The following is a 19,137-nucleotide window of genomic DNA, read 5'->3' as shown; positions in this document are numbered from 1 at the left end:
GAGGGGAGAGGGGAGAAGCCCTCGCCAATACGCAAAAGCACTCTTCAGGAGAAACGCACATGAACGTGGGATTCATCGGCCTTGGCATCATGGGCGCCCCCATGGCCGGCCACCTCATCGACGCCGGGCACACGCTGTTCGTCTATGACGTGGTGAAGGTGCCCGAGGCGCTGACCGCCAAGGGCGCGACCACCTGCGCCTCCTCCGCCGAGGTGGCGAAGCAGGCCGACATCATCATCACCATGGTGCCGGATACCCCGCACGTGGAAGAGGCGCTGTTCGGCAAGGGCGGCGTCGCCGAAGGCCTCTCGGCCGGCAAGATCGTGGTGGACATGAGCTCCATCTCCCCGGTCGCCACCAAGGGCTTCGCGCAGAAGATCAACGCGCTCGGCTGCGACTATCTCGATGCCCCGGTCTCCGGCGGCGAGGTGGGCGCCAAGGCCGCCTCCCTCACCATCATGGTGGGCGGGCCGGATGGCGCGTTCGACACCGTGAAGCCCCTGTTCGAGAAGATGGGCAAGAACATCACCCTCGTCGGCGGCAATGGCGACGGCCAGACCACCAAGGTCGCCAACCAGATCATCGTCGCGCTGACCATCGAGGCGGTGGGCGAGGCCCTGCTGTTCGCCTCCAAGGCCGGCGCCAACCCGGCCAAGGTGCGCGAGGCGCTCATGGGCGGCTTCGCCTCGTCCAAGATCCTCGAGATCCACGGCGACCGCATGGTGAAGCGCACCTTCGATCCGGGCTTCCGCATCGAGCTGCACCAGAAGGACCTCAACCTCGCCCTCCAGAGCGCCAAGGCGCTGGGCGTGAGCCTGCCCAACACCGCCACCTGCCAGGAGCTGTTCAACGCCTGCGCCGCCCACGGCGGCTCCAAGTGGGACCACTCCGCCATGGTGAAGGCCCTCGAACTGATGGCCAACCACACCGTGGCCCCGGACGCCTGAGGGCGCCGGATCGCACGCAGCACCACGACGACACCCTTGGCGGCGCGGACGGTTTCCTCCCCCGCGCCGCCGGCATCCCGGACGGGTCCGCGCGACCCCTTCGGAAGAGGCGCGCCGACAGCGTTCCCGGCGCGCCTCCGCCGCCTCACATTGCGCCCCCACCTCCGGCGCCGAACGGGGGGCGAAACGGACGCCTGAGATGCCCGCAACGGTCAGCCCTGCTGCCGTTTATGCGACTTTATGCGTACATCAAAGACGCGCATGATATCGACTACATCGATTGCCGTTCGGCGGACGGGAGGCGAGCCAGGCTCTTGAGTTCACGCATTTTCTTCATGAGAGCCAGAGCCCCCCTCGCCTGAAAATGCTCTAGAAGACACTGAACCGAGCGCGAACGCGCCAGCCGGAGGACGACACATGCCCAACAAGCGCCATCACCCCCTCAAGCGCCAGCGCGCCACCAAGATCGTCGCCACGGTCGGGCCCGCCTCCAACAGCGAAGAGAAGCTGAAGGCGCTGTTCCTCGCCGGCGTGGACGTGTTCCGGCTCAACTTCTCCCACGGCACCCAGGCCGATCACGGCGAGGTGCTGGCCCGCATCCGGCGGCTGGAGAAGGAGATGAACCGGCCCATCGGCGTCATCGCCGACATGCAGGGTCCCAAGCTCCGCATCGGCCGCTTCAAGGACGGCTCCATCGCGCTCAAGGCGGGTGACGTGCTCCACTTCGATGCCGACGTCGATCGCCCCGGCGACGAGACCCGCGTGCCCATTCCCCACCCCGACATCCTTGAGGCCCTCACGGTGGGCTCCACCGTGCTGTGCGACGATGGCAAGGTGCGCCTGAAGGTGGTGAAGAAGGGCGCCGGCTTCCTGGAGGCCCAGGTGGTGGCGGGCACCAAGCTCTCCAACAACAAGGGCTTCAACATCCCCGACGTGGTGCTGCCCCTCTCGCCCCTCACGGAGAAGGACCGCCACGACCTCGAATTCGCCTGCGAGGCGGGGGTGGAGTGGATCGCCCTCTCCTTCGTGCAGCGGCCGGAGGACATCCACGAGGCGCGCGGCCTCATCAAGGACCGCGCCGCCATCATGCTGAAGATGGAGAAGCCCGCCGCGGTGGAGCATCTCACCGAGCTGGTGGAGCTGTCCGACGCCATCATGGTGGCGCGCGGCGATCTCGGCGTGGAAATGTCGCTGGCCGAGGTGCCGGCGCTGCAGAAGCGCATGATCGCGGAATCCCGCAAGTACGGCCGCCCGGTGATCGTGGCGACGCAGATGCTGGAATCCATGATCACCGCCCCCGTGCCCACCCGCGCCGAGGTGTCGGACGTGGCCACCGCCGTCTATGAGGGCGCGGACTGCGTGATGCTTTCCGCCGAGACCGCCGCCGGCCAGTTCCCGGTGGAGGCCGTGACCTTCATGGACGACATCATCCGCCATGTGGAGTGCGATCCCGGCTACCGGCAGGTGCTCGACGCCACCCAGTCGGAATGGGGCAAAACCATCGGCGATGCCGTGACCAAGGCCACCTATCAGGCCGCCATCGCGGTGGATGCCTCGGCCTTCGTCGCCTTCACCCTGTCGGGCACCACCGGCCTGCGCGCCGCGCGCGAGCGGCCCGCCATTCCGATCCTCGGCCTCACCCCCAAGGTCGAGACCGCGCGGCGCCTCGCCTTGTCCTACGCCGTGCACGCCGTGCACATGAAGGAGGACATCCACTCCTTCGGCGAGATGGTGGACACCGCCGTGCGCACCGCGGTGGAGCACGGCCTCGGCAAGCCGGGCGACCGCCTCGCCATCACCGCCGGCGTGCCCTTCGCCAAGCCCGGCACCACCAACATCATGCGCATCACCACCATCGGCGCCACCAACCCGCCCTCGCGGGACGATTTCGACACCGGGGCGGCGAAGAGCAGCAAGTCCAAGGCCCACGCCTGACGCGTGCAGCATGATCGGGAGCGCACGTTCCGCGCGCGCTCCCATCGCTGCGAAGCATGAGCCTGACCGGAGCCGACGCTTCGTAATGTGCTGCCTGTTGACGCATGCGGCAGTCTGAAATCGTTTTCTTCGGCCACATGGGGGGTTGGACGTCCTCTGCGGGGCTGGACGAGGGGCGCCCCCTTCGGTCTATGCTGGGCCATCCACAGCCCAACCGGCCGAAAGATGCCCGTCGAGATCGAGCGCAAGTTCCTCGTCACCTCCCACGCATGGCGGGCGGGCGCGCGCGCCACGCCCATCCGCCAGGGCTACCTCTCACAGGATGGGGCGACGGTGCGCATCCGCATCGCCGACGGCGACGCCTTCATCACCGTGAAGGGCAAGACGCAGGGCCTCGCGCGGGCCGAGTTCGAATATCCCATCCCGGTCGAGGATGCGCGGGTGATGCTGGAGACGCTCTGCGCCCGGCCGCTCATCGAGAAGACCCGCTATTCCGTCCAGCATGCCGGCCGCCTGTGGACCGTGGACGTGTTCGAGGGCGAGAATGACGGCCTCGTCATGGCCGAGGTGGAACTGGACGGTATCGACCAGCAGGTGGACCTGCCCGACTGGGTGGGCGAGGAAGTCACCTCCGACCCCCGCTACCGCAACTCCTCGCTGGTCAGCGCCCCGCTGGGGTATGGGAAGTAGCGGGCGCGCCTGAGCGCTGCCATCGCACACCACCGCCATCGCCTCCCACGCGCCGTCATGCCCGGGCTTGTCCCGGGCATCCACGTGGTTCGACTGGGAACGCCTTTTGACGCGTGATCCGTCGGCCCGACGTGGATGGCCGGGACAAGCCCGGCCATGACGCTGGCTCAAAGCGCCAAGGCTGGCGCGGCGACATAGAGGAAATCCCCCGCCGCCTCCCCCTCAGCCCCCGCCCTTCCCCGCCAGCAGCGCCTCCACCGCCAGCATGTCGCGCCAGGCGAAGCGCTTGCCGAGTGGCGTGCGCAGCAGGTAGGCCGGGTGGAAGGTGGCGATGGCGCGGATGGTGCGCGTGCCGGTGTCGTAATCCATGAAGCGGCCGCGCAGCCTGGTGATGCCCTCGGTGGTGCCGAGCAGCGCCTGCGCCGAGGGGCCGCCCAGACACACGAGAATATCCGGGTCCGCCAGCTCGATCTGCCGGGCGATGAAGGGCAGGCACACCGCCGTTTCCTGCGGCGTCGGCGTGCGGTTGCCCGGCGGGCGCCAGGGAATGACGTTGGCGATGTAGGCGCTGGTGCGGTCGAGGCCGATGGAGGCCAGCATCAGGTCCAGCAGCTTGCCGGAGCGGCCGACGAAGGGCAGGCCCTGCTGGTCCTCGTCGCGGCCCGGCGCCTCGCCCACGAACATGACCTTCGCGGCCGGATTGCCATCGGCGAACACCAGCCGGCTCGCGGTGCGCTTCAGCGCGCAGCCCTCGAAGCCGTCGAGGATCGCCTTCAATTCGTCGAGGCTCGCGGCGGCCCGGGCGGCCTCGCGGGCGCCCATCACCGCCTCGTCCGGCGGCTGGGTCACAAGGGTGGGCGTTGCCGGAGGTGCGGGCCGCGCGGGCTGGTTGCGGGAGGGGGCCGGGCGGCTCGGGGCAAAGCCCGCCGGGCCTCCGGACGCCGCGCCGGTGGAGCCGGTCTCGCGCATCGGGGGCGCCTGGGGCCGGGACCGGCTCGGCTCGGCGGCGCTCTCGGCGAAGCGGTCCACCGGCACCTCGCCGATGGCCACGTCCACGCCCGCCTCCCAGTGGAAGGCGAGAATGTCGGCCCAGTCGGCGAAGTCCCTGTCGGCGGTCACGCTCATGAATTCCTTTTAGCCATTGAAGCGCCCAGCGCGAAGCCCGGCATGCCGCGCCGCACCACACTTTCCAGCGCGGCGGCATTATATTCCCACATACGGAAAGATGTTGCCCTAAACGGCAGTGCGCGGTTGTCTTTGCCGGCGTGTCGTGGAAAAAGTCCAATCAACGGGATTGACGGACGGGAGCAGGCGTATGAGCGCGGCGGAGCTGCCTGAGCGCGAAGGCATGGATTATGATGTGGTGGTGGTCGGCGCCGGCCCTGCGGGCCTTGCCACCGCCATCCGCCTGAAGCAGCAGGCCGCCGAGCGCGGCACCGACATCTCCGTCGTGGTGGTGGAGAAGGGCTCGGAAGTCGGCGCCCATATCCTGTCCGGCGCAGTCATCGACCCGGTGGGCCTCGACGCCCTCGTTCCCGGCTGGCGCGCGGAGGCGGATGCGCCCCTCACCGTGCAGGTCACGGACGACGCCTTCTACCTGCTCGGCCCGGCCGGCGGTGTCCGCCTGCCCAATTTCGCCATGCCGCCGCTGATGAACAATCACGGCAATTTCGTCGGCTCGCTGGGCAATGTCTGCCGCTTCCTCGCCCAGAAGGCCGAGGCGCTGGGGGTGGAGATCTACCCCGGCTTCGCCGCCGACGAAATCCTCTATGACGACAAGGGCGCCGTCACCGGCATCGCCACCGGCGACATGGGCGTGGACAAGAACGGCGTCCCCAAGGGCGAATTCACCCGCGGCATGGAATTGCGCGGCCGCTACACCGTGTTCGCCGAGGGCGCGCGCGGGCACCTCACCAAGCAGATCATCGCCAAATACGACCTGGGCGCCGGCCGCGACGTGCAGAAGTTCGGCATCGGCCTGAAGGAACTCTGGAAGGTAAAGCCGGAGAAGCACAAGCCCGGCCTCGTGCAGCACGCCTTCGGCTGGCCGCTCGACGGCAAGACCGGCGGCGGCGCCTTCCTCTACCACATCGACGACGAGCAGGTGGTGGTGGGCTTCGTGGTCCACCTCAACTACCAGAACCCCTGGCTCTCGCCCTTCGACGAGTTCCAGCGCTTCAAGACCCATCCCACCTTCCGCGACACCTTCGAGGGCGGCAAGCGCATCGCCTACGGCGCCCGCGCCATCACCGAGGGCGGGTACCAGAGCGTGCCCAAGCTCTCCTTCCCCGGCGGCGTGCTGGTGGGCTGCGCGGCGGGCTTCGTGAACGTGCCGCGCATCAAGGGCAGCCACAATGCGGTGCTCTCCGGCATGCTCGCCGCCGACCACCTGCTCGACGCGCTCGCGGCCGAACGCAGCCATGACGAGATTGCGAGCTACGAGGCGGCCTGGCGCTCCTCGGCCATCGGCGCGGACCTGAAGAAGGTGCGCAACGTGAAGCCGCTGTGGTCCAAGCTCGGCACCTTCGTCGGCATTTCGCTGGGCGCGCTGGACATGTGGACCAACACGTTCGGCTTCTCGCTGTTCGGCACGCTGAAGCACGGCAAGACCGACGCCGCCTCGCTGAAGCCGGCCAAGGACTGCAAGAAGATCCAGTATCCCCGCCCCGATGGCGTGCTGACCTTCGACAAGCTCTCCTCGGTGTTCCTCTCGAACACCAACCACGAGGAGAACCAGCAGGTGCATCTTGTCGTGAAGGACATGGCTTTGCAGAAGGCGTCCGAGCACGACGTCTACGCCGGCCCCTCCAACCGCTATTGCCCCGCCGGCGTCTATGAGTGGATCGAGGAGGGGGCGGATGCCCCGCGCTTCCAGATCAACGCGCAGAACTGCGTCCACTGCAAGACGTGCGACATCAAGGACCCCAACCAGAACATCACCTGGACGGCGCCGGAAGGCGGCGGTGGGCCGAACTATCCGAACATGTGAGGATGGGTCGTCATGCCCCGGCTCGTCCGGGGCATCCGCCTTGCCCTATCCCCGCGCGGCCTCGGCCGCCTGCGGCAGGTCCTGCGCCGCGACTTCCGACAGGGCATGGCCGTAGAGCACGAGGCAGGGGCCGTCCGCCCCTTCGTCCACGGCGCGGGTCACGGCCTCCACGAGGCTGGCGACGGTGGCGATCACCACCTTCTCCTCCGGCCGCGTGACCGAGAAGATGGCCACGGCCGGGGTCGCCGGCTCGATGCCGGCGGACATGAGATTGCGCACGAGGTCCGGCAGGGTCCGGCGCGGCATGTAGACGACGGTGGTGGCCGCCTTGTCGGAGAGCGCCTTGAAGTCGAGATCGGCGGGCAGCTTCCCGTCGCGGGCATGGGCGGTGACGAATTGCAGCCGCCGCGCATGGTCGCGATGGGTGAGGGAGGTGACGAGGCGGCTCGCCGCGCCCTGCGGGGAGGAGATGCCCGGCACCACCTCCACCGGCACGCCGGCCGCGCGGCAATGGGCGATCTCCTCGCCGGCCCGGCCGAAGATCATGGGCTCGCCGCCCTTCAGGCGCACCACGCGGCGGCCTTCGCGGGCGAGCTCCACCATCAGCGCGTTGATGTCGTCCTGCTTGCAGGAGGGGCCGTAGCCGGTCTTGCCCACCAGCATCTTCTTCGCCTCGCGCCGGGCGAAATCGAGGATCGCGCCGGACACGAGGTCGTCATAGAGCACAACGTCCGCCGATTGCAGCGCGCGCACGGCCTTCAGCGTCAGAAGCTCGGGATCGCCCGGCCCCGCGCCCACCAGCACCACCGAGCCGCCGTGCGGTATTGAGCCCTGCGTCTCGAGCGCGGCGAACAAAGCGGCGCGGTCGGCCTCCTCCGGCGCACGATGGGGCTCGGCGAGGGCTTTCGCCGCGAAACGCTCCCAGAAGGCGCGGCGGGCGTGGAAGGAGAGGCCGCGCTCGGTCACCGCCGCGCGCCACGTCTTCGCCGCCTGCGCCCAGGCGCGGAAGCCGGAGGGCAGCAGCGCCTCGATCTTGGCCCGCACCGCCTGCCCGAACACGGGGGCGGCGCCATCCGTGGAGATGCCCACCACGAGGGGCGAGCGGTTCACGATCGCCCCGAAGGTGAAGTCGCACAAAGCCGGCCGGTCGATGACGTTCACCGGCACACCGGCCGCGCGGGCGGCGGCGTAAAAGCGCTCGGCCGCGTCCGCATCCTCGAAATCGCCGATGGCGAGGGCGGCGCCCGCGATGTCGTCGGCGTGCCACTCGCGCACATGCACGGCGATGGCGCCGTGGGTCGGTGCGCCGGCCAGCCGCCAGATGTCCTCGCAGACGGCGGGGGCGATCACCTCCACCCGCGCCCCGGCGGCGGAGAGAAGCTCCGCCTTCCAGGCCGCCGGCTCGCCGCCGCCCGCCACCAGCACGCGCCGGCCCTCAAGACCGAAGAACAGCGGCAGGCGCGCAAGCGCCTCCATGCGCGCCTGCCGCGTCTCACGCGGGGCACGGGGGCTGCTGGATTCGGCGCCGGGGGCGGCCATGGGAAAAGCTCCAAAAAGCTTGTTGTTCGGAAAGGGTAAGCTCCAAGTCCGCCGGGCGCCACCCCTCTCCCCTCGCGGGAGAGGGGATGGGGGTGAGGGGGCGCGCGCGGCTCTCGCAGAGCCGGACAAACGGCGCCATACCCCTCACCCCAGCCCTCTCCCGCATGAACTCGGCTGATGCCGAGTTCATTTCGTGAAAACCGAAGTCGGCAAAAGCTGACTTCGAGGGGAGAGGGAGCCCTGAGATCAGCCGCGGGCGGCGACGACGATGATCTCGACCAGGAACTGCGGCGCGGCGAGCTTGCCTTCGCTGGTGGCGCGGGCGGGGGGATTGGCCTTGTCCACCCAGGTGTCCCACACGCGGTTCATGCCGGCGAAATTCTTGATGTCCGACAGCCAGATGGTCGCGGTGAGGATGCGCGACTTGTCGGTGCCGGCGCGGGCCAGCAGGCTGTCGATGGAGGCGAGCACGGCCTTGGTCTGGCTCTCCACGTCCGGCCCCTCGGCCACCTGGCCGGCGAGATAGACGGTGTTGCCGTGGATCACCGCCTCGCTCATGCGGGCGCCCTTGTCGAGCCGTTCGATGCTCATGATGTGTCCTCTTGTTGGGGATGGCGGGTGTTTAGCAGCATCCGGGGCGGAGGCGTCAATGGCGACGGGTGTCTCACCTCGTTCCGGCGTCATCCCCCGCCTTGTGCGGGGGATCCAGCTGTGGCCGGGCGCGGTCTCGACAATCGGAGAGCCGGCCGTCGGCCCGGTGGATGCCCCGGACAAGCCGGGGCATGACAGCGGGAATAGGCCTCAGTGCGCCTCTTCCCAGTTCTTCGCCGCCCGCGCGTCCACCTTCAGCGGCACGGCGAGATGGACGGCGGGGGCGGCCGCCGTCTCCATGGCGTGGCGCACCACGGGAATGGTGGCCTCCGCCTCGGCCTCCGGCACCTCGAACACCAGTTCGTCGTGCACCTGCAACAGCATGCGGGCGGACAGGCCCGCCTCAACCAGCGCCGGCTCCATGCGGATCATGGCGCGGCGGATGATGTCGGCGGCCGTGCCCTGGAGGCGGGCATTGATGGCGGCGCGCTCGTTGAAGGCGCGGAGCGAGGGGTTCTTCGCCGCGATGTCGGGATAGTGGCAGCGCCGGCCGAACAAAGTCTCCACGTATCCGTGCTCGCGGCAGAAGGTCTTGGTCTCCTCCATGTAATCGCGGATGCCGGGGAAGCGTTCGAAATAGCGCTTGATGTACTGCCCCGCCTCCTCGCGCGGAATGCCCAGCTGGTTGGCGAGGCCGAAGGCGGAGATGCCGTAGATGATGCCGAAATTGATGGCCTTCGCCCGTCGGCGGATTTCCCCCGGCATGTCCTTCACCGGCACGCCGAACATTTCCGAAGCCGTCATGGCGTGGATGTCCAGCCCCTCGGTGAAGGCCTGCCGCAGCGCCGGGATCTCGGCGATCTCGGCCAAAAGCCGCAGCTCGATCTGCGAATAGTCCGCCGAGACGAGGAGGTTGCCCTCCTCCGCCACGAAGGCGCGACGGATGCGCCGGCCTTCCTCGGTGCGCACGGGGATGTTCTGGAGGTTGGGATCGGAGGAGGAGAGCCGCCCGGTGGTGGTGGCGGCCAGCGCGTAGGAGGTGTGGACGCGCTTCGTCTGCGGATGCACGAAGTTCGGCAGCGCGTCCGTATAGGTGGAGCGCAGCTTGGAGAGCTGGCGCCATTCCAGGATCTTCTGCGGCAGCTTGTGGCCCAGCTCGGCCAGCTCCTCCAGCGCGGTGGCCTTGGTGGACCACATGCCGGTGGCGGTCTTGGTGCCGCCGGGGAGGCCCATCTTGCCGAACAATATGTCGCCCATCTGCTTCGGCGAGCCCACGTTCAGCCGCTCGCCGGCGAGTTCCGCGATCTCGTCCTCCACCCGCGCCGCGCCCTGCGCGAATTCGGAGGAGAGGCGCGCCAGCATGGCCTTGTCGATGGCGATGCCGCGGGATTCCATGCGCGCCAGCACGGGAATAAGGGGCCGCTCCAGCGTCTCGTAGACGGTGGTGCGCCCCTCGGCGGCAAGGCGGGGTTTGAGCACCTGCCACAGGCGCAGCGTCACGTCCGCATCCTCGGCGGCGTAGGCCGTGGCGGGCTCCAGCGCCACCTTGTCGAAGGTGATCTGCGCCTTGCCCTTCCCCGTCACCTCGGAATAGCCGATGGGCTGATGGCCGAGGTGGAGGACGGAAAGCTCGTCCATGCCGTGGCCGTTCTTGCCGGCGTCCAGCGCGTAGGACATGCACATGGTGCAGTCGATGGGCGCGACGTCGATGCCGTGGCGGGCCAGCACCGCCTCGTCATACTTCACATTGTGCCCGATCTTGAGGGTGCCCTTGTCCTCGAGCATGGGCTTCAGGGCCGCGATGGCATCGCCGAGCGAGATCTGCCCCGGCAGCAGGCCCTCGGAGAACAGGCCGTCGCCCGCGCCCTGGTGCAGCAGCGGGATGTAGCAGGCCTCGTTGGGCGAGAGCGCGAGCGAGACGCCCACGAGGTCCGCCTGCATGGGGTCCAGCGAATTGGTCTCGGTGTCGAAGGCGACCACGCCGAGGTCCATGGCCTTGGCACACCACGCTTTCAGCTCGGCGAGATCGAGGATGGTGCGGTAGGCCTTGCGATCCACCGGCGTCGCCCGCGCGGCCTGCGCGCGCTGGTGGGCGAGATCGGAGGGGGTGGGCGTGCCGCTGGGGGCGGCGGGAGCAGCGCCGGGTTGGGCGGCGGCGGCCGGCGCTTCGCCGTCTGCGGTGGGCGCAGCGGCGGGGGCGAAGAGATCGCCGCCGCTGGGCGCCAGTTTCGGGTCCGGCTCCACCTCGCCGGCTTCCACGCCATAGGCCTCGGCCACGCGGCGGGTGATGGTGGTGAATTCCATGGCCTTGAGGAAGGAGATGAGGCGCTTCGCGTCCGGGTCTTCCAGCACGAGGTCTTCCAGCGGCACTTCCACCGCCACGTCGCGCACCAGCGTGACGAGCTGCTTGGAGATGCGCGCGGCCTCCTGATTGTTCAGGAGCGACTCGCGGCGCTTGGGCTGCTTGATCTCGCCCGCGCGGGCGAGCAGCGTTTCGAGATCGCCATATTCGGCGATGAGCTGCGCGGCGGTCTTGATGCCGATGCCGGGCACGCCGGGCACATTGTCGGTGCTGTCACCGGCCAGCGCCTGCACGTCCGTGACCTTCTCCGGCGGCACGCCGAAATATTCCACGACCTCGCCGAGGCCGATGCGCCGCTCGGGGCGCGCCCCACGCCCGCCGCTCTCGCCCGAGGCGGGATCGTACATGGCGACCTTGGGGCCGATGAGCTGCATCAGGTCCTTGTCGGCGGAGACGATGAGCACGTCCGCCCCGGCCTTCACCGCCTGCTCGGCATAGGTGGCGATGATGTCATCCGCCTCGTAGCGCGCCTGCTCCACCGGGATGAGGCCGAAGGCGCGCACCGCCTCGCGCATGAGCGGGAACTGGGGAATCAGCTCGTCCGGCGGCTCGGAGCGGTTGGCCTTGTAGTCGGGATAGAGCTCCTTGCGGAACGAATCCTCCGACTTGTCGAAGACGATGGCGAGGTGGGTGGGGCGGATGCCCACGGCCCCGTCGCGCACGAACTGGAACAGCTTGGTGCAGAAGAGGCGCACCGCGCCCGTGGGTAGCCGGTCCGAGCGGAAATTGTACTTCCGGTCCTGGTTGATGGACTGGAAATAGGCGCGGAACACGAAGGAGGAGCCATCCACCAGGAACACATGGTCGCCGGGCTTGAGGGGGCGGGGAGAGGGGGACATGGGGCGTCCTTCAAAGGTCCGGCGGCAGCGGCGATCAGGGGTCGGGGTCGGGGGTCGCAAGATCGGGGGTCGATCGAGGCGCGCACGATGCCCGAGGGGGCGGCCAGGAACAAGTGCCGCGGCACCCGCTGAAGATGCGCACCGCCGGCGCGGGAAAGCCCGCCGGCCCAATGGCCAAGCCGTGCCGCAGCGCACACTTCGCAGGCATCTGCATCATCAGATGAACAACGGAAGTGCAGGCGCCGCGCACGCCCAATTTTTCATCAATCTAATTTTATTCGTGGAATCAGAGACCTAAGCATCCGGGCGCACTTGGCCCATCACTTGCTTTTATCACTGCGGCGCAGTCGATGATGACCGCGCCCCATATTCGTCCCAACGATGGGACCCGCAGCAGAGCCGCTGACAGCCATGACCGGAAGGTCGTGAGCATGTCCGCGGCTTTTTTCGTTTCGGGTCTCCGCGTCCGCCTTTGCCGATCCAGGGGAAAAGAACATGAGCGACGCTTTCAAGTCCGGGCCCAACGAAACCGTCTCCACCGAAGCCGACGCCTCCACCCCCGCCGGCGTCTCGCGCCGCTCGCTGCTGAAGGGCACGGCCGCGGCGCTGGGCACCGCCGCTTTGTTCGAGAGCATCCGCATGGCCTTCCCCGGCGGCGTGCCGGCGGCCTACGCCTCCGAGGCGCCGGAGACCAACAAGGCGACGCTCGGCTTCATCGCCCTCACCGATGCGGCGCCCCTGTTCGTGGCCAAGGAAAAGGGCCTGTTCGACAAATACGGCATGACCGACGTGACGGTGGCCAAGCAGGCCTCCTGGGGCACCACGCGCGACAATCTGGTGCTCGGCTCCGAGGGCAACGGCATCGACGGCGCCCACATCCTCACGCCCATGCCCTACCTGATCTCCGCCGGCAAGGTGACGCAGAACAACGTCCCCACCCCCATGTACATCCTCTCCCGGCTGAACCTGAACAGCCAGTGCATCTCGGTGGGCCAGGAATATATCGACCTCAAGATCGGCCTCGACACCAAGCCCTTCAAGGAAGCGCTGGACAAGAAGAAGGCCTCCGGCAAGTCGGTGAAGGCCGCCATGACCTTCCCCGGTGGCACCCATGACCTGTGGATCCGCTACTGGCTCGCCGCCGGCGGCATCGATCCCGACAAGGACATCGAGACCATCGTCGTCCCGCCGGCCCAGATGGTGGCCAACATGAAGGTGGGCACCATGGACTGCTTCTGCGTCTGCGAGCCGTGGAACGAGCAGCTCATCCACCAGAAGATCGGCTACACCGCCGTCACCACCGGCGAGCTCTGGAAGGACCATCCGGAGAAGGCGCTCGGCATGCGCGCCGCCTATGTGGACAAGAACCCCAAGGCCGCCATGGCGCTGCTGAAGGCGGTGATGGAAGCCCAGATGTGGTGCGACAAGATGGAAAACCGCGAGGAAGTCGCGGCCATCTGCGCCAAGCGCCAGTGGATCAACGTGCCGGTCGCCGACGTGGTGGACCGCATGAAGGGCAAGTTCGACTACGGCACCGGCCGCGTGGTCGAGAAGAGCCCGGTCATGATGAAGTATTGGCAGGACAATGCGTCCTACCCCTACCAGAGCCACGACCTGTGGTTCATCACCGAGGACCAGCGCTGGGGCAAGTTCGAGCCCGATTACGACGCCAAGGCCCTCATCGCCAAGGTGAACCGCGAGGACATGTGGCGCGAGGCGGCGAAGGCTCTCTCCGTGCCGGCGGCCGAGATCCCCACCTCCACCTCGCGCGGCAAGGAGACCTTCTTCGACGGCAAGGTCTTCGATCCGGAAAACCCCTCCGCCTATCTGTCGAGCCTCGGCATCAAGCGGATTTCGTGATCGCGCGGCGCCGCCCCTGATCCCAGACCACGGGGGCGGCGCCCCCTGCCCCGAACCCGGAGACGCATTCATGTCCATGCCCGCCCTCAAGCTGGAAAAATCCTCGCCTGCCAAGATGGCGCAAGCCCCGGCAGCCCAGGTGGTGAAGATGCCGGCGCGCAAGCGCCCGGCGCTGGCGGAGAAGATCGTGCCCTTGCTGAAGACGGCCGCGGCCAACATCGTCCCGCCCATCGTCGTCATCGCCCTGCTCCTGGGCCTGTGGCAGATCCTGTGCAGCGCCCCGGGCTCGGCCCTGCCGCCGCCCTCCTCCATCATCCAGAATTCGTGGGAGCTGATCGCCCACCCCTTCTATGACCGGGGCGGCCTCGACAAGGGCCTGTTCTGGCACATCCTCGCCTCGCTCCAGCGGGTGGCGGTGGGCTACAGCCTCGCGGCGGTGGCGGGCGTCGGCCTCGGGGTGCTCATCGGCCAGTCCACCTGGGCCATGCGCGGGCTCGACCCGCTGTTCCAGGTGCTGCGCACCGTGCCCCCGCTCGCCTGGCTGCCGCTCTCGCTGGCCGCCTTCCGCGACGGCCAGCCGGCGGCGGTGTTCGTCATCTTCATCACCGCCATCTGGCCGATCATCATCAATACGGCGGTGGGCATCCGCAACATCCCGCAGGACTACCGGAACGTTGCTGCGGTGCTGCGGCTGAACCCCATCGAATTCTTCCTGAAGATCATGATCCCGGCGGCCGCGCCCTACATCTTCACCGGCCTGCGCATCGGCATCGGCCTCAGCTGGCTCGCCATCATCGCGGCGGAGATGCTCATCGGCGGCGTCGGCATCGGCTTCTTCATCTGGGATGCGTGGAACTCGTCGCTCATCGGCGACATCATCGTGGCGCTCTTCTATGTCGGCATCACCGGTTTCATTCTGGACCGCATGATCGCCGCCGTCGGCGCCTTCGTAACCCGCGGCACCGCCGCTGCCTGAGGAGGCTTCCATGGGCGCCTATCTGAAGCTCGATCACATCGACAAGACCTTCACCCGCGGCTCCGCCTCCACCAATGTGCTGAAGGAGGTGACGCTCGACATCGACAAGGGCGAGTACGTCTCCATCATCGGCCATTCCGGCTGCGGCAAGTCCACTTTGTTGAACATCGTCGCCGGCCTCACCTCCGCCACCACCGGCGGGGTGATCCTCGACGGGCGGGAGGTGAATTCCCCCGGCCCGGACCGCGCCGTCGTGTTCCAGAACCACTCCCTGCTGCCCTGGCTCACCGTCTATGACAACGTGCGCCTCGCGGTGGACAAGGTGTTCTCCGGCACCCGCTCGCGCGCCGAGCGGCACGACTGGACCCTGCACAATCTCGACCTCGTGCAGATGGGCCATGCCAAGGACAAGCGCCCCTCCGAAATCTCCGGCGGCATGAAGCAGCGCGTCGGCATCGCCCGGGCGCTGGCCATGGAGCCGAAGGTGCTGCTGCTGGACGAGCCGTTCGGCGCGCTGGATGCGCTCACCCGCGCGCACCTGCAAGACAGCGTGATGCAGATCCACGCCACGCTGGGCAACACCATCCTCATGATCACCCACGACGTGGACGAGGCGGTGCTGCTCTCCGACCGCATCGTGATGATGACCAACGGCCCCTCCGCCTATGTGGGCGAGGTGCTGGAGGTGAAGTTGCCCCGCCCGCGCAAGCGCCTCGAGCTGGTGACCAACCCCACATACCTCAAGGCCCGCGAGGCGGTGCTGAAATTCCTCCACGAGCGCCACCGCTTCGTCGAGGCCGCCTGACGCAAAGGCGCGGCCTGTCCGCGCCATCGACGCGCAATAGAGGCGCGGGCCTGCCCGCGCCGTCCTCCTAGACCGCCGAGACCACGCGCCCAACCGGCGCGCACGGGTTCGCGCGCCCTTCATCAGGAGTTTTGCCATGAGCCTGACCCCGCACCAGATCGAGCTGATCCAGGACTCGTTCGCCAAGGTGGTGCCCATCGCCGACACCGCCGCCGCCGTCTTCTACGGCCGGCTGTTCGAGATCGCGCCGCAGGTGAAGCCCCTGTTCAAGGGCGACATGAGCCTCCAGGGCGCCAAGCTCATGGCGACGCTGGGCCTCGTCGTCGCCGGCCTCAGCGATCTCGGCAAGATCGTCCCCGCCGCCGAGAGCCTCGCCCGCAAGCATGTGGCCTATGGCGTGAAGGACGAGCACTACGCCCCCGTCGGCGCCGCGCTCATCTGGACGCTGGAGCGCGGCCTCGGCCCCGACTTCACGCCCGAGACCAAGGAAGCCTGGGGGGAAGCCTACGGCATCCTCTCCTCCGTCATGATCGCCGCCGCCGCCAAGGCGCCGGTCGCGGCCGAGTGAGGAGAGGCACGTGAGCGAGCCCCTTCTCGTCATCGGCAACGGCATGGCCGCCGCGAAGCTCTGCGAGGAGCTGACCCGGCGCGCGCTGGGCCGCCACGCCGTGGCGGTAATCGGGGCGGAGCCGCACCTTGCCTATAACCGCGTGCTGCTCTCCGAAGTGCTCGCCGGCCACATGAGCGCCGCCGAGGCGGAGATGAAGCCCGCGCAATGGTGGCGCGAACGGGGCGTGACGCTGCAATACGGCACCCCCGCCGCCGCCATCGACCGCGCCGCCCGCGACGTGGTGCTGGCGGACGGCCGCCGCCTGCCCTTCGGCAAGCTGGTGCTGGCCACCGGCTCCCACCCCATCCGCCTGCCGCTGCCCGGCATGGAGCTGCCCGGCGTCCACACCTTCCGCGATTTGAAGGACGTGGAAGCCCTGCTGGCCGCTGCCGCCGTGCCCGGCACGCGCGCCGTGGTCATCGGCGGCGGGCTGCTGGGCATCGAGGCCGCCGCCGGGCTTGCGGGTGCGGGCGTCGAGACCCGCCTCGTCCATCTCATGGACCGGCTGATGGAGCGCCAGCTGGACGTCGCGGCCGGCGGCTTCCTCCGACGCGCCGTGGAGGCCAAGGGCATCGAGGTGCTGCTGGGCGCCGCGAGCGAAGCCATCGAGGGCGAGAGCCACGTCACCGGCCTGCGCCTGAAGGACGGCCGCGTCCTTCCCGCCGACATCCTGGTGGTGGCCTGCGGCGTCATCCCCAATGCGGACCTCGCCCGTGGGGCGGGGCTGGAGGTGAAGCGCGGCATCGTGGTGGACGACACCCTCGCCTCGTCCGATCCCGACATCTTCGCCATCGGCGAATGCGCCGAGCATCGCGGCATGACCTACGGCCTCGTCGCCCCGGCCTATGAGCAGGCCGGCGTGCTCGCCCGCCGCCTCGCCGGGGAGGATGCGCGCTACGCGGGTTCCGTGGTTTCCACCAATCTCAAGGTGTCGGGCGTGCCCGTCTTCTCCGCCGGCGACGTCACCGGCGGCGCGGGCACGGAGGACATCGTGCTCACCGATCGCGGCCTCGGCATCTACCGCCGGCTCATCGTGAAGGACGGCGTTCTAGCCGGCGCCGTGCTGTTCGGCGACACGGCGGACGGCCTCTTCTACCTCGACCTCATCACCCGCCGCACCCCCATCGCCGCCATGCGCACCGAGCTTGCGTTCGGCCGCGATGCGGTGGCGGCCGCAGCCTGACAAGAAGAAGAAAGGAAACCCCATGGGCGCCGATTTCACCACCGACCAGAAGCGCTATCTGGAAGGCTTCGTCTCCGGCGCCAAGGCCGTGCAGATCGCCCGCGGCGCGCCCGCCGCTGCGCCGGTCGCCGAGATGACCGGCCCCGACGCCGCGAGCCATCGCGCCATGGCCCGTACCGAGGCGGCGGGAAAGAAGCTCACCCCGGAGGAGAAGGCGAAGCGCGAGGAACTGGGCCTCGACGCCTATGACCGCATGCGCGCCGCCGCCCGCGACGGCGTCTTCCCCAAGGGGCCGGACATCCTGCGCTGGAAGTATCACGGTCTGTTCTATGTCGCCCCGGCGCAGGACAGCTTCATGTGCCGCATGCGCATTCCCGGCGGCATCCTCACCCACTGGCAGTTCCGGGGCGTCGCCGACATCGCGGAGCGCCACGGCGGTGGCTTCACCGACATCACCACCCGCGCGAACCTGCAGATCCGCGAGATCCCGCCCACCGACGGCATTGCCGTGCTGGAGGGGCTGGTCTCCCTCGGCCTCACGGCCAAGGGCTCGGGGGCGGACAATATCCGCAATGTCACCGGCACCCCCACCGCCGGCATCGACCCGCAGGAACTGCTCGACACCCGCCCGCTGGCGAGCGCGTGGCACCACTACATCCTCAATAGCCGCGACATGTACGGCCTGCCGCGCAAGTTCAACGTGGCGTTCGACGGCGCCGGCACCATCGGCGCGCTGGAGGACACCAACGACATCGGCTTCCAGGCGGTGGAGGTGATGGACGGCTTCGGCATCGCCCCCGGCGTCTGGCTGCGCCTCGTGCTGGGCGGCATCACCGGCCACAAGGATTTCGCCCGCGACACCGGCATCGTCGTGCGGCCGGAGGAAACGGTGGACGTTGCGGCGGCCATCGTGCGCGCCTTCATCGACACCGGCGACCGCACCGACCGCAAGAAGGCGCGGCTGAAATATGCGCTCGATTCCATGGGCTTCGACGGCTTCCTGAAGCGGGTGGAGGAAAAGCTCGGCCGCCCCTTCACCCGCCTTGCCGCCGAGGCGGTGAAGCCGCGCGCGGAGCCGGACCGGCTCGCCCATCTCGGCGTCCATCCGCAGAAGCAGGCGGGGTTGAATTATGTGGGCGTCGGCACGCCCGTGGGCCGCATGAGCGCGGCGCAGATGCGCGGGCTCGCCGACATCTCGGCCCGCTTCGGCGACGGAGATATCCGCCTCACCGTCTGGCAGAATCTGCTCATTTCCGGCGTCGCCGATGCCGATATCGCGGCCGTCACGGACGCGGTGGAGGCCCTCGGCCTCACCACCAAGGCAACGCCGCTCCAGGCGGGCATCGTCGCCTGCACCGGGGCGAAGGGCTGCCGCTTCGCGGCGGCCGATACCAAGGGCACCGCGCGGGCCATCCTGGCCCATTGCGAAGAGCGGGTCGCCCTCGACGGGCCGGTGAACATCCACGTCACCGGCTGCCACAATTCCTGCGCCCAGCACTATATCGGCGATATCGGGCTGATCGGGGCGCGGGTGCCAGTCAATGACGACGGGGACACGGTGGACGGCTATCACATCCTCGTCGGCGGAGGCTTCGGCAGCGCGGCCGCCATCGCCCGCGAGCTTTACCAATATGTGCCGGCGGACGACGCCCCGGCCGTGGTGGAACGCCTGCTCAAGAGCTGGCAGGCCCACCGCGCCGCGGGCGAAAGCTTCGCCGACTTCACCCGCCGCCTCGACCCCGACGCGCTGAAGGCGCTGGCGGCTGCGGCATGAGCGCAGGCGTTCCGGCCGCGCACACTCCATTCGAGAC

The 19,137-nt window shown here is 68.7% G+C and carries 14 protein-coding genes; 10 read left to right on the top strand and 4 right to left on the bottom strand.

The annotated features are described in order from the left end of the window. Nucleotides 1-59: 59 nt before the first annotated feature. From glxR to V5F74_RS20505, 3 genes are all read left to right on the top strand, one after another. A complete protein-coding gene (gene glxR, locus V5F74_RS20515) occupies nucleotides 60-947 on the top strand; it encodes a 2-hydroxy-3-oxopropionate reductase (protein ID WP_394009861.1) in 888 nt (295 codons plus the stop codon). A 417-nt stretch (nucleotides 948-1,364) separates the two neighbouring features. Then, nucleotides 1,365-2,882, top strand: coding sequence for a pyruvate kinase (gene pyk, locus V5F74_RS20510; protein ID WP_051678950.1), 1,518 nt, complete (start codon nucleotides 1,365-1,367; stop codon nucleotides 2,880-2,882). Nucleotides 2,883-3,107: 225 nt separating this feature from the next. Beyond that, entirely contained in the window at nucleotides 3,108-3,572 is a 465-nt protein-coding gene (locus V5F74_RS20505) for a CYTH domain-containing protein (protein WP_029556689.1), read from the top strand. 222 nt (nucleotides 3,573-3,794) lie between these two features. Here V5F74_RS20505 and V5F74_RS20500 read toward each other — a convergent pair whose 3' ends face one another. After that, on the bottom strand, nucleotides 3,795-4,697 hold the full coding sequence (locus tag V5F74_RS20500) for a uracil-DNA glycosylase (protein WP_394009860.1): 903 nt from the start codon (nucleotides 4,695-4,697) through the stop codon (nucleotides 3,795-3,797). 190 nt (nucleotides 4,698-4,887) lie between these two features. On the opposite strand from V5F74_RS20500, the gene V5F74_RS20495 reads away from it, so the two are divergent. Continuing rightward, nucleotides 4,888-6,561 (top strand): electron transfer flavoprotein-ubiquinone oxidoreductase, encoded by a 1,674-nt coding sequence (locus tag V5F74_RS20495; RefSeq protein WP_394009859.1) that lies wholly within the window; start codon nucleotides 4,888-4,890, stop codon nucleotides 6,559-6,561. 45 nt (nucleotides 6,562-6,606) lie between these two features. Here V5F74_RS20495 and cysG read toward each other — a convergent pair whose 3' ends face one another. From cysG to polA, 3 genes are all read right to left on the bottom strand, one after another. Further along, the gene (cysG, locus tag V5F74_RS20490) at nucleotides 6,607-8,100 is read right to left on the bottom strand and encodes a siroheme synthase CysG (protein ID WP_394009858.1); all 1,494 of its coding nucleotides are present in this window, start codon (nucleotides 8,098-8,100) and stop codon (nucleotides 6,607-6,609) included. Nucleotides 8,101-8,346: 246 nt separating this feature from the next. Next, a complete protein-coding gene (locus V5F74_RS20485; RefSeq protein ID WP_394009857.1) occupies nucleotides 8,347-8,691 on the bottom strand; it encodes a RidA family protein in 345 nt (114 codons plus the stop codon). Nucleotides 8,692-8,901: 210 nt separating this feature from the next. After that, complete coding sequence (polA, locus tag V5F74_RS20480; protein ID WP_394009856.1) at nucleotides 8,902-11,892, bottom strand: DNA polymerase I; 2,991 nt, start codon at nucleotides 11,890-11,892, stop codon at nucleotides 8,902-8,904. A 495-nt stretch (nucleotides 11,893-12,387) separates the two neighbouring features. Here polA and V5F74_RS20475 point away from each other — a divergent pair, with 495 nt between their 5' ends. The 6 genes from V5F74_RS20475 (at nucleotide 12,388) to V5F74_RS20450 (ending at nucleotide 19,100) form a co-directional block, all read left to right on the top strand. Further along, a complete protein-coding gene (locus V5F74_RS20475) occupies nucleotides 12,388-13,752 on the top strand; it encodes a CmpA/NrtA family ABC transporter substrate-binding protein (RefSeq protein WP_394009855.1) in 1,365 nt (454 codons plus the stop codon). 70 nt (nucleotides 13,753-13,822) lie between these two features. After that, nucleotides 13,823-14,728: a nitrate ABC transporter permease gene (gene ntrB, locus V5F74_RS20470; RefSeq protein ID WP_250164975.1), complete on the top strand. Its 906-nt coding sequence runs from the start codon at nucleotides 13,823-13,825 to the stop codon at nucleotides 14,726-14,728. A 10-nt stretch (nucleotides 14,729-14,738) separates the two neighbouring features. Continuing rightward, nucleotides 14,739-15,533, top strand: a complete 795-nt coding sequence (locus V5F74_RS20465) for an ABC transporter ATP-binding protein (RefSeq protein ID WP_374254780.1) — start codon at nucleotides 14,739-14,741, stop codon at nucleotides 15,531-15,533. 142 nt (nucleotides 15,534-15,675) lie between these two features. Beyond that, nucleotides 15,676-16,101 carry a globin family protein gene (locus V5F74_RS20460; protein ID WP_394009868.1) on the top strand — a complete coding sequence of 142 codons (426 nt, stop codon included), beginning with the start codon at nucleotides 15,676-15,678 and terminating at the stop codon, nucleotides 16,099-16,101. 10 nt (nucleotides 16,102-16,111) lie between these two features. Beyond that, nucleotides 16,112-17,326, top strand: coding sequence for an NAD(P)/FAD-dependent oxidoreductase (locus V5F74_RS20455; protein WP_394009854.1), 1,215 nt, complete (start codon nucleotides 16,112-16,114; stop codon nucleotides 17,324-17,326). Between the two features lie 22 nt (nucleotides 17,327-17,348). Continuing rightward, nucleotides 17,349-19,100: a NirA family protein gene (locus V5F74_RS20450; RefSeq protein ID WP_394009853.1), complete on the top strand. Its 1,752-nt coding sequence runs from the start codon at nucleotides 17,349-17,351 to the stop codon at nucleotides 19,098-19,100. Nucleotides 19,101-19,137 lie beyond the last annotated feature (37 nt).

Origin of the sequence: Xanthobacter aminoxidans (genome assembly GCF_043193615.1) — a bacterium.
GTDB lineage: Bacteria > Pseudomonadota > Alphaproteobacteria > Rhizobiales > Xanthobacteraceae > Xanthobacter > Xanthobacter aminoxidans.
The sequence above is the reverse complement of the archived record's forward strand: the minus strand, read 5'-3'. Positions and strand labels throughout refer to the sequence as shown.